General features: G+C 72.1%; 12 protein-coding genes. 7 read left to right on the top strand and 5 right to left on the bottom strand.

The features are described 5' to 3' along the window. Nucleotides 1–158: 158 nt before the first annotated feature. A complete protein-coding gene (locus IF45_RS0123185; RefSeq protein ID WP_008409198.1) occupies nt 159–1622 on the top strand; it encodes a catalase in 1464 nt (487 codons plus the stop codon). Nucleotides 1623–1698: 76 nt separating this feature from the next. On the opposite strand, the gene IF45_RS0123180 is transcribed toward IF45_RS0123185, so the two are convergent. Further along, entirely contained in the window at nt 1699–3903 is a 2205-nt protein-coding gene (locus tag IF45_RS0123180) for a transglycosylase domain-containing protein (RefSeq protein WP_008409197.1), read from the bottom strand. A 328-nt stretch (nt 3904–4231) separates the two neighbouring features. On the opposite strand from IF45_RS0123180, the gene IF45_RS0123175 reads away from it, so the two are divergent. From IF45_RS0123175 to IF45_RS0123155, 5 genes are all read left to right on the top strand, one after another. Further along, a complete protein-coding gene (locus IF45_RS0123175; protein ID WP_008409196.1) occupies nt 4232–5224 on the top strand; it encodes an SPFH domain-containing protein in 993 nt (330 codons plus the stop codon). Continuing rightward, on the top strand, nt 5221–5484 hold the full coding sequence (locus IF45_RS0123170; RefSeq protein WP_008409195.1) for a type II toxin-antitoxin system antitoxin: 264 nt from the start codon (nt 5221–5223) through the stop codon (nt 5482–5484). Before IF45_RS0123175 ends, IF45_RS0123170 begins: the two co-directional genes overlap by 4 nt. A 123-nt stretch (nt 5485–5607) precedes the next feature. Further along, nucleotides 5608–6132, top strand: coding sequence for a PadR family transcriptional regulator (locus IF45_RS0123165; RefSeq protein ID WP_003948252.1), 525 nt, complete (start codon nt 5608–5610; stop codon nt 6130–6132). Continuing rightward, entirely contained in the window at nt 6129–6851 is a 723-nt protein-coding gene (locus IF45_RS0123160) for an ABC transporter ATP-binding protein (RefSeq protein ID WP_051720724.1), read from the top strand. Before IF45_RS0123165 ends, IF45_RS0123160 begins: the two co-directional genes overlap by 4 nt. Continuing rightward, on the top strand, nt 6848–9268 hold the full coding sequence (locus IF45_RS0123155; protein WP_030309334.1) for an FtsX-like permease family protein: 2421 nt from the start codon (nt 6848–6850) through the stop codon (nt 9266–9268). Before IF45_RS0123160 ends, IF45_RS0123155 begins: the two co-directional genes overlap by 4 nt. 99 nt (nt 9269–9367) lie before the next feature. Here IF45_RS0123155 and IF45_RS0123150 read toward each other — a convergent pair whose 3' ends face one another. Both IF45_RS0123150 and IF45_RS0123145 read right to left on the bottom strand, forming a co-directional pair. Continuing rightward, the gene (locus IF45_RS0123150; protein ID WP_003948255.1) at nt 9368–9904 is read right to left on the bottom strand and encodes an alkyl hydroperoxide reductase; all 537 of its coding nucleotides are present in this window, start codon (nt 9902–9904) and stop codon (nt 9368–9370) included. A gap of 9 nt (nt 9905–9913) precedes the next feature. Continuing rightward, nucleotides 9914–10468, bottom strand: a complete 555-nt coding sequence (locus tag IF45_RS0123145; RefSeq protein WP_003948256.1) for a peroxiredoxin — start codon at nt 10466–10468, stop codon at nt 9914–9916. 417 nt (nt 10469–10885) lie between these two features. On the opposite strand from IF45_RS0123145, the gene IF45_RS0123140 reads away from it, so the two are divergent. Beyond that, nucleotides 10886–11851, top strand: coding sequence for a LysR substrate-binding domain-containing protein (locus tag IF45_RS0123140; protein WP_003948257.1), 966 nt, complete (start codon nt 10886–10888; stop codon nt 11849–11851). A 21-nt stretch (nt 11852–11872) separates the two neighbouring features. Here the strand turns inward: IF45_RS0123140 and IF45_RS0123135 are convergent, their stop codons facing one another. Both IF45_RS0123135 and IF45_RS0123130 read right to left on the bottom strand, forming a co-directional pair. Further along, nucleotides 11873–13393: an AI-2E family transporter gene (locus IF45_RS0123135; RefSeq protein WP_015507837.1), complete on the bottom strand. Its 1521-nt coding sequence runs from the start codon at nt 13391–13393 to the stop codon at nt 11873–11875. Nucleotides 13394–13564: 171 nt separating this feature from the next. Beyond that, nucleotides 13565–14275, bottom strand: coding sequence for an aggregation-promoting factor C-terminal-like domain-containing protein (locus IF45_RS0123130; protein WP_010638255.1), 711 nt, complete (start codon nt 14273–14275; stop codon nt 13565–13567). Nucleotides 14276–14309: the final 34 nt, after the last annotated feature.

Here is a 14309-nt window from a genome sequence, read left to right as displayed (position 1 = left end):
CGCGGGCGGGCAGGCGGGTGGGCGTACCGGACGGCCCACCCGCGTTGCCGACACCGTGTCGGCGGTCTTGACTGCCGGGTGGAGTGGTGCGGCGGTGTCCTCCTGGTGTGCGGGCACCGCCCGCGCCCGTGAGAGCCCCGCACCGATGGGAGGACCCTGTGTCCGACGCACCGCAGCAGGCCCCGTACACCACCAACAACTCCGGCATCCCGGTGGAGAGCGACGAGCACTCGCTGACCGTGGGCCGGGACGGGCCGATCCTGCTCCAGGACCACTACCTCATCGAGAAGATGGCCCAGTTCAACCGCGAGCGGGTCCCCGAGCGGGTCGTGCACGCGAAGGGGTCGGGGGCGTACGGCTTCTTCGAGGTGACCAACGACGTCAGCCAGTTCACCAAGGCGGACCTGTTCCAGCCGGGGAAGCGCACGCCCATGCTGGCCCGGTTCTCGACGGTGGCCGGGGAGCAGGGGTCGCCGGACACCTGGCGCGACCCGCGCGGCTTCGCGCTGAAGTTCTACACCGAGCTGGGCAACTACGACATGGTCGGCAACAACACGCCGGTCTTCTTCGTCCGCGACCCGATGAAGTTCCAGGACTTCATCCGCTCGCAGAAGCGGCGCCCGGACAACGCCCTGCGCGACCACAACATGCAGTGGGACTTCTGGACGCTCTCGCCGGAGTCGGCGCACATGGTGACGTGGCTGATGGGCGACCGGGGCATCCCGCGCACCTACCGCCACATGGACGGCTTCAGCTCGCACACCTACATGTGGGTCAACGAGGGCGGCGAGCGGTTCTGGGTGAAGTACCGCTTCAAGACCGACCAGGGCATCGAGTTCTACACCCAGGAGGAGGCGGACCGGGTGGCCGGCGAGGACGCCGACATCCACCGCCGCGACCTGTTCGACGCGATCCGGCGCGGTGACCACCCGACCTGGACGATGTACGTGCAGATCATGCCGTTCGAGGACGCGGCGGACTACCGCTTCAACCCCTTCGACCTGACCAAGGTGTGGCCGTACGGCGACTACCCGCTGATCGAGGTCGGCCGGATGACGCTGGACGAGAACCCCGAGGACTGGTTCATCCACATCGAGCAGGCCTCGTTCGAGCCGTCCAACCTGGTGCCGGGCATCGGCCCGTCCCCGGACAAGATGCTGCTGGGCCGGCTCTTCTCGTACCCGGACACCCACCGGTACCGGATCGGCCCCAACTACACCCAGCTCCCGCCGAACCGCCCCCGCTCCCCGATCGCCTCGTACGCCAAGGACGGCCCGATGCGGTACGAGCCGGCGCGGGTGAACGCGGTGTACGCGCCGAACTCCTACGGCGGCCCGGACGCGGACACGGCCCGGTTCGGCGAGCCGGCCGGGTGGTACTCGGCCGGGGAGATGGTCCACGAGGCGTACACCCTGCGGCGGGACGACAGCGACTGGGGCCAGGCCGGGACGATGGTCCGGGAGGTGCTGGACGACGCGGCCCGCGAGCGGCTCGCCTCGAACATCGCGGGCCACCTGCTGGACGGCGTGACCCGCCCCGTGCTGGAGCGGGCGCTGGCCTACTGGCGCAACGTCGACCAGAACCTCGGCGACACCGTGGCCCACAAGGTCGAGGCGGGCTGAGTCCGCGGAGACGAAGGAGCCCGGCCCCCTTTCCCGTACGGGAGGAAGGGGGCCGGGCTCCTTCGTGTACCGCCTGCTACTCCTCCTCGCCCGGCGCGCCGGGCTCGATGGTGGGCAGCTCCGGGCCGGGCGGGGACTCCTCCGGCGGCTCGGGGATCGACGGGCCGCCGGTGGGCTCGTCCGAGGGCTCCGGGTCGGTCGGCTCCTCGCTGGTCGGCTCGTCGCTGGGCTCCGCCGGGGTGCTCGGCTCGACGGGGGTGGACTCCTCGGGCTCCGGCGGGGTGCTGGGGTCGGGCTCCGGCGGCGGGGCGACGCCCGCGCCCATGTCGGTGTCGAGGTCGAAGGAGGCCGGGGTGCCCATCACGTCGAAGGTGTAGTCGGCCCAGATCTGCGCGGGGAAACCGCCGCCGTTGACCCGGCCGCCGCCGGCCGCGCCGTAGAGCGAGACCTGCTGGCCCTTCTTCTCCATGTCCTCGCCGAAGAGGCCGACGGAGGTGACGAGCTTGGGGGTGAAGCCGGTGAACCAGGCGGACTTGTTGTCGTCCGAGGTGCCGGTCTTGCCGGCCACGTCCTGGGCGGGGTTGCGGACCGCGGCGCCGGTGCCGTCGTCGACCACGCCGGTGAGGACGGAGGTGACCGAGTCGGCGGTGGAGCGCTTGATCACCTGCTCGCCGACGGCCTTGGGCAGGTCGACGGTGCGGTCGCGGTTCTCGGCGCTCTTGAGGACGGCGGGGGTGACCAGCTTGCCGTGGTTGGCGAAGGTGGCGTAGACCCCGGCCATCTCCAGGGGGCTGGCGCCCATCGAGCCGAGCGTCTGGGCGGGGACCGCCTCCAGGCCCTCGACGTCCATGCCGAGGTCGCCGGCGGTCTTCATCACCTTGTCCATGCCGACGTCCACGCCCATCTGCGCGAAGACGGAGTTGATGGACTTGTTCATCGCCTTCTGGACGGTGACCGGGCCGTAGTCGACGTCGTCCTCGTTGGGCGGCGCGTACGGGGTGGGCGAGCCCTCCAGGGGCCGTTCGCTGGTGCCGTCGTAGATGGTGCCGGCGGTGACGGGCCGGCCGTCCTGGGTGGTGGCCTTGTTCTCCAGGGCGGAGGCGAGGATCAGCGGCTTGAAGGTGGAGGCCACCTGGTAGTCGCGGCGGGTGGCGTTGGAGAGCTGGTGCTCGATGTAGTCGCGGCCGCCGTAGAGGGCGAGGACCTTGCCGTTGCGCGGGTCGACGGAGGCGGCGCCGGTCTGGACGCGGGCGTCGACCTTGCGGGCCTTCGGGTCGAGCTTGTCGTTGAGGGAGCTGTCGACGGAGCGCTCCAGCTCGCGCTGCTTCTTCTTGTCGATGTTGAGCGTCATGGTCCAGCCGCCGGCCTCGACGGAGGTCTGGGCCTCCTCGGCGCTGGCGCCCTCGGCCATCAGCTGCTTGCGCAGGGCGTTGTTGGCGGCGTTGACCAGGTAGCCCTTCTGGCCCGCGAGGCCGGGGGCGGGCTTCGGCTCGTCGGGCACCGGGAACTTCTGCTCGGCGGCGGTCGCCTTGTCGAGCCAGCCCTGGTCGACCATGTTGTTCAGGACGTACCGCCAGCGCTCCTTGACGAGCTGCTTGCCCCGGTCCGAGGCGACGGCCCAGTCGTACTGGCTGGGGGCCTGGAGGAGGGCGGCGAGGTAGGCGCCCTGGGAGACGGTGAGGTCGTCGGCGTCGACGCCGTAGTACGACTGGGCGGCGGCCTGGATGCCGTGGGCGCCGCGGCCGTAGTAGCTGGTGTTGATGTAGCCGGCGAGGATGTCGTCCTTGCTCATCCGCTGGTCGACCTTGAGGGCGATGACCAGTTCCTTCACCTTGCGGCTGACCGTCTGGTCGGAGGTGAGGTAGTAGTTCTTCACGTACTGCTGGGTGATGGTGGAGCCGCCCTGCTTGCCCTTGCCGGAGACGGTGTTGATCAGTCCCCGCGCGGTGCCCTTCAGGTCGATGCCGCCGTCGGTGTAGAACGTCTTGTTCTCGGCTGCCACGAACGTGCGCTGCACGTCCTTGGGTATCCGGTCCAGTCCGACGATCTCGCGGTTGACGGACCCGGTGTGCGTGATCTGCGAGCCGTCGGCGTACTTGTAGACGTTGCTCTGGCGCGTGGCGTCGGCGTTGCCCTCGGGGACGTCGACGACGAGGTAGAGGCCGACGAAGCCCAGCATGCCGAGCAGGCAGACGGTGAAGAAGGCGCCGAGGAGTTTCTTGAGCGTGAAGAAGCGGCCTATGCCGCCCCGTCCCGCTCGTCCTTCGTCCGATCGGCTCATGGTGAGTCGCTCCGCTTCTTTCCGCTCCGAGAACCCCGGGGTGTACGGGGCCTGATCCCGCCCGGCTGGACCGGACATCCGCGTTCGGCGGGTACCCGTGCCCTGCGGTCACACCCGTCCGGTCAGCTTTGAAAGCTAACACCGCGCCCGAGGACAAACGGTTGCCGATCCATCCTTTTCCGGACGTGAGAATGAGCACCCGCAGCCAAGGGAACCGACTCACGAACGGGTCTCCGGGTTGCTGTCACCGGCCATTTCCGGCCAAAGAGGGGCCTGGGGAAGGGGGCTGGCGCGCACCCCACTCCTCCGTTAAAGTGATAGCAGTTTGATGGACCAGCGAGAGCAGAACGACCACAGAAACGGGGACACCGTGACCACCTCCTCCTCCCACACCCCAGCCGACGACTCCACCCCGGACCTGCCGGCCATGCCGCAGCCGTCCGTCCGCGAGTTCAAGGCGCACAGCATCGGCGGGGCGATGGCCCTGCTGCTCGGCCTCCTCGGCCTGGTCGCGGGCGCGGCGCTGGTCGCCCTGGGTGCGGCGGCCGAGGCCAACGGCGCCAAGGCGGCGCTGATCATCGTCGGCATCCTGGTGGGCATCGGCGCCTTCCTCGCGATGTGCGGGCTGAACATGGTGGCGCCGGGCGAGGCCCGCGTCGTCCAGCTCTTCGGCCGGTACCGCGGCACCATCCGCACCGACGGCCTGCGCTGGGTCAACCCGCTGACCACCCGCGAGAAGATCTCCACCCGGGTGCGCAACCACGAGACGGCCGTCCTCAAGGTCAACGACGCCTACGGCAACCCGATCGAGCTGGCCGCCGTCGTCGTCTGGAAGGTCGAGGACACCGCCCGCGCCGTCTTCGAGGTGGACGACTTCCTGGAGTTCGTCTCCACCCAGACCGAGGCCGCCGTCCGCCACATCGCCATCGAGTACCCCTACGACGCCCACGACGAGGGCGGCCTCTCCCTGCGCGGCAACGCCGAGGAGATCACCGAGAAGCTCGCCGTGGAGCTGCACGCCCGGGTCGAGGCGGCCGGCGTCAAGATCGTCGAGTCCCGCTTCACCCACCTCGCCTACGCCCCGGAGATCGCCTCGGCGATGCTCCAGCGCCAGCAGGCCGGTGCCGTCGTCGCCGCCCGCCGCCTGATCGTCGAGGGCGCGGTGGGCATGGTCGAGCAGGCGCTCTCCCGCATCCAGGAGGACGACATCGTGGAGCTCGACTCCGACCGCAAGGCCGCCATGGTCAGCAATCTGATGGTGGTCCTCTGCGGCGACCGGTCCGCCCAGCCGGTCGTCAACACGGGCACGCTCTACCAGTGACCGGGGCGACGGAGGACGGAGCGGCCGAACGGCCGCGGCGGACCCGGCAGCAGCGCAAGCAGGTCCTGCTGCGGCTCGACCCGCTCGTCCATGACGCCCTGGCCCGCTGGGCCGCCGACGAGCTGCGCAGCACCAACGCGCAGATCGAGTTCCTCCTCCGCCGCGCCCTCTCGGAGGCGGGCCGCCTCCCCGGGGCCACCGGGCCGCTGCCACGCCGGGGCCGCCCGCCCCGGAGCGAGGAGCCCGGGGCGGGAAGCTGACCGCCGCCACGCACACACCGCCCGAGCCGGGTGGGCCGGATCTCCGGCCCGCCCGGCTCGGGCCGTTTCCGGCCTCCACCCCGCTATTCACCGCAGGTATACACCCCATGTACAGTGCTCGCCATGTCCATCGGTCACACCCTGCTCGGCCTGCTGGAGTCCGGCCCCCGCCACGGCTACGACCTCAAGCGCGCCTTCGACGACAAGTTCGGCCACGACCGGCCCCTGCACTACGGCCAGGTCTACGCCACCATGTCCCGCCTGCTGAAGAACGGCCTCGTGGAGGTCGACGGCGTGGAGGCGGGCGCCGGCCCCGAACGGAAGCGGTACGCCATCACGGAGGCGGGCATCACCGATGTCGCCACCTGGCTCGCCACCCCGGAGAAGCCGGAGCCCTACCTCCAGTCGACCCTGTACACCAAGGTCGTCCTCGCCCTGCTCACCGGCCGCGACGCCGGTGACCTGCTCGACACCCAGCGCGCCGAACACCTGCGCCTGATGCGCGCGCTGACCGCCCGCAAGCGCCAGGGCGACCTCGCCGACCAACTCATCTGCGACCACGCCCTCTTCCACCTGGAGGCGGACCTGCGCTGGCTGGAGCTGACCGCGGCCCGCCTCGGCGCGCTCGGAAAGGCGGTCGGCGCGTGAGTGCCCCCTTCCCCGAGGCCCCCGCGACCGCCCCCGCCCCGGCCGGGTCGCTGCTCGCCGCGAGCGGACTGCACAAGACGTACGGGCAGACCACCGCGCTGGACGGCGCCGACTTCTCCATCCACGCGGGCGAGGTGGTCGCGGTGATGGGGCCCTCCGGCTCCGGCAAGTCCACGCTGCTGCACTGCCTCGCCGGGATCGTCCGCCCGGACAGCGGCTCCCTCACCTACCAGGGCGCCGAGATCGCCGGCCTGCCCGACCAGCGCCTGTCGGCCCTGCGCCGTACCGAGTTCGGCTTCGTCTTCCAGTTCGGCCAGCTCGTCCCCGAGCTGACCTGCGTGGAGAACGTGGCGCTGCCGCTCAGGCTCAACGGGGTGCGGCGCAAGGCCGCCGAGGCCGCCGCCGCCTCCTGGCTGGAGCGGCTGGAGGTGGACGACGTCCGCGACCACCGGCCCGGCGAGGTCTCCGGCGGCCAGGGCCAGCGGGTCGCGGTGGCCCGCGCGCTGGTCACCGCCCCGCGCGTGCTCTTCGCCGACGAGCCGACCGGCGCCCTCGACTCCCTCAACGGCGAGCGGGTCATGGAACTGCTCACCGAGGCCGCCCGGGCGGCCGGCACCGCCGTCGTCCTGGTCACCCACGAGAACCGGGTGGCCGCCTACTCCGACCGCGAGATCGTCGTCCGCGACGGCCGGTGCCGGGACATGGAGCGGTACGCGTGACGACCACCGCTCCGCAGGCGGCCCCCGCGCCGCCGCTCCCCTCCACCCCGCGCGGCTCCGGCCGCAGCACCTGGCTCCAGGACCTGCTGACCGGCCTGCGGTTCGCCTTCGGCGGCGGCCGCGAGGGCTGGTCGCGCACCCTGCTGACCGCCGCGGGGGTCGGCGCCGCCGTCGCCGTGCTGCTCGGTGCCGCCAGCACCCCGCACCTGCTCGCCGAACGCGCAGCCCGCGGCGACGCCCGTACCGCCTCCGCGACGCTCGACCCGGAGAGCCCCGCGCGCTCCGACTCCACGGTGCTCTACTCCACCGCGGAGTCCGACTACCGCTCCGAGACGATCTGGGGCACGTACCTCAAGGCCGAGGGGAAGGCCCCGGCGCTCCCGCCGGGCCTGCCCGGACTCCCCGCCGACGGCGAGATGTACGCCTCGCCCGCCCTGCGCGACCTGCTGGGCACCGAGGAGGGCGCCCTGCTCCGCGAGCGCCTGCCCCAGAAGATCGTCGGCACCATCGGCGACGCGGGGCTGGTCAACCCGGGCGAACTCCTCTTCTACGCCGGCCACGACGCGCTCGCCCCGGGGAAGGCCGCCCGCACCGACGGGTTCGGCCTGGCCTCCGAGGGGGACGACCTGGCCCCCGCGCTGATCATCCTGATCACGCTGATGTGCGTGGTGCTGCTCACCCCCGTCGCGGTCTTCATCGCCACCGCCGTCCGCTTCGGCGGCGAGCGGCGCGACCGGCGGCTCGCCGCGCTGCGCCTGGTCGGCGCCGACCGGCCCACCGTCCGCCGGATCGCGGCCGGCGAGGCACTCGGCGGCGCGCTGCTGGGCCTCGCCGTGGGCGCCGCCCTCTTCCTGGCGCTGCGGCCGCCGGCCCAGTACGTCGAGGTGTGGGACGTCGGCGTCTTCGCGGGCGACCTGGTGCCGGACCCGCTGCTCGGCCTGGTGGTCGTCCTCGGGGTGCCGCTGGCGGCGGTGCTGGTCACGCTCGTCTCGCTCAAGTCGGTGGCGATCGAACCGCTCGGCGTGGTCCGCCACACCAAGCCGCGCCGCCGCCGCCTGTGGTGGCGCCTGCTGCTGCCGGTGCTCGGCGTCGCCCTGCTGCTCCCGTTCAGCGGGGACGTCAACTTCTACACCGTCATGTACAGCGAGTACGTGATCGGCGCCGGCAGCGCGCTGGTGCTGATCGGCCTGATCGCGCTGCTCCCCTGGGCGGTCGAGGCGGTCGTCCGCCGGCTGCGCGGCGGCCCCGTCCCCTGGCAGCTCGCCACCCGCCGGCTCCAGCTGGAGAGCGGCTCCGTCTCGCGGGCGGTCGGCGGGATCACGGTGGCCGTGGCGGGGGCCATCGCCATCCAGATGCTCCTCGGTTCGATGCACGAGGACTTCATCAAGCTCACCGGCCAGGACCCGGCCCGCGCCGAGGTCGGCGTCGCCACCAACCACGCCGACGGCGCGCTGGCCCAGCGGATGATCGCCGACTTCCGCGCCACCGAGGGCGTCCGGAAGGTCATCGGCACGGTCAACGTCTACGCGACCCGGCCGGGCGCGTACGAGGGCGACATCCGCCCCACCACCGAGCTGCACATCGCCGACTGCGCCACCCTGCGCGAGCTGGCCCGGATCGACCGGTGCGCGGACGGGGACACCTTCGTCGCGCACAGCCCGGACGAGGAGATGAACGCCTGGGTCGACCAGTCGGCCCGCCCCGGCAAGCCGGTCAACCTCGGCGACAACCCGGAGGACGCCGAGACCCGCGGCCACCGGCCGGCCGGCGAGATCCTCTGGACCCTCCCCGCCGACAGCCCCGTGGTCCGCACCCGGAAGGACCCGGGCGGCAACCACCGGGACGGCATCTACGCCACCCCGGGCGCCATCGGCAAGGAGCTGGAGCGCGCCCCGGCGATGACCACCGCCATGATCAAGCTGGACCCGTCGGTCCCGGACGGCGTGGAACACGTGCGCAACACCGCCGCCGCCATCGACCCGACGATGCGGGTCACCAACTTCGTCGCCGTCACCCGGGACCGCAACTACGCCAGCGCCCAGACCGCCCTGATGGTCGGCGCCTCGGTGCTGCTGGTGCTGATCGCGGCCTCGCTGCTGGTCTCCACCATCGAGCAGCTGCGGGAGCGCCGCCGGGTGCTGGCCGCCCTGGCCGCCTTCGGCACCCCGCGCCGGACGCTGGCCCTCTCCACGCTGTGGCAGACGGCCGTCCCGGTCGTCCTCGGCATCGGGGTCGCGGTACTGGGCGGGCTCGGCCTCGGCAAGGTGATGACCGGGGTGATCGACAAGCCCGTCCAGTCCTGGTGGGTCTTCTGGCCGTACGCGCTGACCGGCGCCGGGGTGATCGTGCTGATCACCCTCGCCTCCCTGCCGCCGCTGCTGCGGATGACCCGGCCGGAGGGCCTGCGCACCGAGTGACCCGCGCGGCCGGGTACGGACGACGCAGGGGAGCCCCCACCGGAATCGGTGGGGGCTCCCCTGCGTACAGCTGCCTGATCCGGGGTCACCGGGAGCGCGTCACGCGCCCGCCAGGACCGCCTCGGAGTCGAGGGTCGCGCCGACGGCCTGCAGGACGGCGGCGATCTTCACGGCCTCCTGGATCGTCTCGCGGTCGACACCGGCCTTGCGGAGCACCTGCTCGTGCGAGTCGAGGCACTGGCCGCAGCCGTTGATGGCGGAGACCGCGAGCGACCAGAGCTCGAAGTCGACCTTCTCCACGCCCGGGTTGCCGATGACGTTCATCCGCAGACCGGCGCGGAGCGTCCCGTACTCGGGGTCCGACAGCAGGTGCCGGGTCCGGTAGAAGACGTTGTTCATCGCCATGATGGCGGCGGCGGACTTGGCGGCCTGGTACGCCTCGGGCGACAGGTTCTCCTTGGCCTCCGGCTCCAGCTCGCTGAGCACCTTCGGCGAGCGCGAGGCGATCGCGCAGGCCAGCACGGTGCCCCACAGCTGCTGCTGCGGGAGCGGGCTGTTGCCGATGACGGAGCCCAGGTTGAGCTTCAGGTCCTTGGCGAAGTCCGGTATGGCGGACTTGAGTGCGTCGAGAGCCATGGGATTACCTCACTCGCCCGAGAGGAGCGCGACCGGGTCCAGGGTCTCGTCGCCCTGGGTCCAGTTGCACGGGCAGAGCTCGTCCGTCTGGAGGGCGTCGAGGACCCGGAGGACCTCCTTCGGGTTACGGCCGACGGAGCCCGCGGTCACCATGGTGAACTGGATCTCGTTGTTCTGGTCGACGATGAAGACGGCGCGCTGGGCGAAGCCGTCCTCGCCCTCGATGCCGAGGTCACGCATGAGCTCGTGCTTCGAGTCGGCCAGCATCGGGAAGGGCAGGTCGGTCAGGTCCGGGTGGTCCTTGCGCCAGGCGTGGTGCACGAACTCCGAGTCACCCGAGAAGCCGAGGACCTGCGCGTCACGGTCGGCGAACTCCTCGTTCAGCTTGCCGAACGCGGCGATCTCGGTCGGGCAGACGAAGGTGAAGTCCTTCGGCCACGCGAAGACGATCTTCCACTTGCCCTCGTAGGTCTTGTGGTTGATCTGCTCGAACTCCTTGCCCTTCTCCAGCGAGACGCAGGCCGTGAGGTCGAACTCGGGGAACTTGTCACCGACAGTGAGCACTGTGGTCCTCCGTTTGGTACTGAGGGGTTGGACTGTGGCCCAGCGTGCCACACGGGAGATCATGCAGAGAAATCGATCAGTTCCGTTCCACCGATAGGGCGAACGAATCAGTTGCCCGCAGGTCACCAGCGGTTTTCCCGCATGTTGCCGGAGCCGGGAGAAACGGCCGCGAGCGACGCGCCGTCGGCTCCCGACGGCGGAACACGGTCGGCAACCGATCGGAACGCATCATTCCATGCCCTGAGTGCCACCCGGAACGGTCACCCTCCGCATCGAAAAGGGCCGAGCGGACCCCTGCGACGTGGCAGGCGTCACCGGCGCCCCGCCCACCCGCGCCCGTAGGCTGGAGCACCGGCGGGCGGCATCGCCGACGCCACCCTCGTCACACCGCAGCACCGGCCGGAGACCCTGAGCCCCATGCACCACAGCACCGCCCCGGCCCGCCCCGGCCGCGCCGCCAAGGGACCCACCCTCGCCCAGCTCCGGGCCTTCGCCGCCGTCGCCGAGCACCTGCACTTCCGGGACGCGGCCGCCGCCCTCGGGATGAGCCAGCCCGCGCTCTCCGGCGCCGTCTCCACCCTGGAGGAGATCCTCGGCGTCACCCTGCTGGAGCGCACCACCCGCCGGGTCCTCCTCTCCCCCGCCGGAGAACGCCTCGCCCCGCGCGCCAAGGCCGTCCTCACCGAGGTCGGCTCGCTGCTGGAGGAGGCCGAGGCGGTCCGCGCCCCCTTCACCGGCACCGTCCGCCTCGGCGTCATCCCCACCGTCGCGCCCTACCTGCTGCCGACCGTCCTGCGCCTGGTCCGCACCGCCTACCCGAAGCTGGAACTCCAGGTCCACGAGGAGCAGACCGCCTCCCTGGTCGAGGGCCTGCTCGCCGGGCGCCTGGACCTGCTGCTGCTCGCCACCCCGCTCGGCGTCCCCGGCCTGACCGAACTCCCGCTCTTCGACGAGGACTTCGTCCTGCTCACCCCGCTCGACCACCCGCTCGGCGGGCGCGAGGGCGTCCCCCGCGAGGCGCTGCGCGAGGTCGACCTGCTCCTCCTCGACGAGGGGCACTGCCTGCGCGACCAGGCCCTGGATGTCTGCCGCGACGCCGGCCGCACCGACCGCCCGGTCACCACCAGCGCGGCCGGCCTCGCCACCCTGGTCCAGCTGGTGGCGGGCGGACTGGGCGTCACCCTGCTCCCCCGCACCGCCCTCAAGGTCGAGGCGGGCCGCAGCTCCCAGCTGCTCACCGGCACCTTCACCGACCCGGCCCCGAGCCGCCGGGTCGGCCTGGTCCTGCGCTCGGGCGCGGCCCGCACCCACGAGTACGAGGAACTGGCCGCCGCCCTGCGCGAGGCGCTGCGCCCGCTGCCGGTCCGGCTCCGGGAGAGCTGAGCCCCCGCGGGGCGCACCGCCTCACTTCTCGGCCGGCGGCGGGTCCTCCCCCGGCCCGGCCGCGGGCTGCCCGGCACCCTGGTCCGCCTTCGCCTCGTCGCCGGAGGGGGCGGGGGCGGGGGCTTCCGGCGCGGGGGCGCGGTCCGGGCCGTCGCCGCCGACCGGGGCGACGGCGAGCGCGGAGGCGCCGTGCGGGCCCGGCGCGGTCCGCAGGGCCGTCTCGCGGCTGTAGGCGCGCAGATAGCCGACGACGGTGTTGATGACGGCGACCAGCGGCACGGCGACCACGGCGCCGCCGATCCCGCCGACCAGCCCGCCCGCCGCGACCGAGAGCACCACCGCGAGCGGGTGGACCCGCACCGCGCGGCCGAGGATGAACGGCTGGAGGATGTGGCCCTCGATCTGCTGCACGGCGAGCACCACGATCAGCACCATCAGCGCGGTGAAGACGCCCTGCGTCACCAGCGCGACCACCACCGCCAGCGCGCCGGAGACGACGGCGCCGACCAGCGGGATGAAGGCGAAGAGGAAGATGAAGACGGCCAGCGGCACCGCCATCGGCACGTCGAGGAACCAGAGGCCGAGGCCGATGAAGATCGCGTCGATGAGCGCCACCATCACCGTGCCGCGCACGTACGCGGTGAGGGTCCGCCAGGCGCGCGGCCCGGCCCCGGCGATGCCCGGCCGCGCCTGCGCGGGGACCAGGTTGAGGGTCCAGCGCCAGATGCGCTTGCCGTCGTAGAGGAGGAAGAGGGTGGAGAACATCGCCAGCACCATGCCGGTGAGGACCTCGACCAGGACGGTGACGCCTTCGAGGCCGGCCGAGGTCAGCTCCTCGGTGTTGGTGCCGACGGCGTCGCGCAAGGTCTTGGCGATGTCGTTGATCTGATCCTCGGTCACGTGGAACGGGCTGTTCAGCAGCCAGCCGCGCAACTCGTCGATGCCGTCCTGGACCTGGCTGGCGAGGGTGTCGATGTTCTCCATCACCTGCCAGACCACGAACCAGCCGACCAGCCCCATGATGACGAAGCCGAGCACGGCGGTGACGGCGGTCGCCGCCCCTCTGGGCATCCCCATCCGCCGCAGCGCCGTGACGGTCGGCTGGAGCAGGGCGGTCACCAGCAGCGCCGCGATGAAGGCGAAGACGACCAGCTGGACCGAGACGATGACCTTCATCAGGACCCAGAGGGTCCCGGCGAGCACCAGCAGCCGCCAGCCCGCCTCGGCGGCGACCCGCATGCCCCACGGCACGGCGGCCACCGGGTCGGGGCGCGCGGAGACGGCGGGCGCGTAGGCGGGCGGCGCCGGCACGTGGACGGCCTCGCTCTCCGCCTCCGGCGGGGCCTTGACGAGCGGGACGGCGCCCGGCACCGGGGGCACCGCCGGCCTGGGCGGGTGGGAGGGACGTTCCGGCACCCGGTGGGCGCTGTGGGCGGCCGCGTCCTCGGACGCCTCGGCGCGCGCCCGGCGTTCGTCGAGCGCCTCACCGATCCGTGTCAGCTCGGCGCCCGCGCGCTCCAGCCACCCTGGCAGTCGTGACATGTTCTTCCCGTCCCCGTTCCTCGTCCCCGTTCCGCGTCGGGAGCGGATACCCCCAGCCGCCCCGACAACGCGGAGTCGACCGTACATGGCAGCGGCCCCTCACCGTAGGGACGGTGAGGGGCCGGGCAAGGTTGACGGGAGCGGGGCCTCGTGAGGCGTCCGCAGCCGGGCCTAGTACCAGTTGTTGGCCTGCCAGAAGCTCCAGGCGCCGCACGGCGAACCGTAGCGCTGGTCCATGTAGTTCAGGCCCCACTTGATCTGGGTGGCCGGGTTGGTCTGCCAGTCGGCTCCGGCCGAGGCCATCTTGGAGCCGGGCAGTGCCTGGACGAGACCGTAGGCGCCGGAGGACGGGTTGCTGGCCCGGTAGTTCCACGTGGACTCGTGGTTCACGATGTTGCTGAAGCACTGGAACTGGTCCGCCGGGACCATCTGCCGCGCCATGGCCTGCACCTGGGCGACCGTGTACGAGGACTGGGTGGCGAAGCTGGTGGCGTCGCGGGTCTCGGAGCGGCTGGCCTTCTCCTCGGCCTCCTTGCGCTCCTTGGCCTCACGCTCGGCCTGCTCCGCGGCCTTCTCGGCGGCGGCCTTCTTCTCCGTGGCCGCCTCGGCGGCCGCCTTGCGGGCCGCTTCCTCCACGGCCTTCTTGGTCACGGCATCCGCGGCGATCGACTGCGCGTCGGCCTGCTGGGCCAGCGACGCGGTCTGCACCTGGGCCTGCTGGCCCGCCGGGATGTCCGCGAGGAGAGTCGCCTCGCCTGCGGCTGCCTCGAAGTCGTTCGCGGGCTGCTGGGCACCGCCGGAGGCAACGCCCACGACAGCACCGACAGTGGTGACCGCCGTGGCCGATGCCACAGCGAATCCCCGGACCGAGATCCGGCTCACACGGTTTCCTTCCAGCGTCGTCCGCATGGGTGAC

This window comes from Streptomyces albidoflavus, from assembly GCF_000719955.1.
GTDB lineage: Bacteria > Actinomycetota > Actinomycetes > Streptomycetales > Streptomycetaceae > Streptomyces > Streptomyces albidoflavus.
The sequence above is the reverse complement of the archived record's forward strand: the minus strand, read 5'-3'. Positions and strand labels throughout refer to the sequence as shown.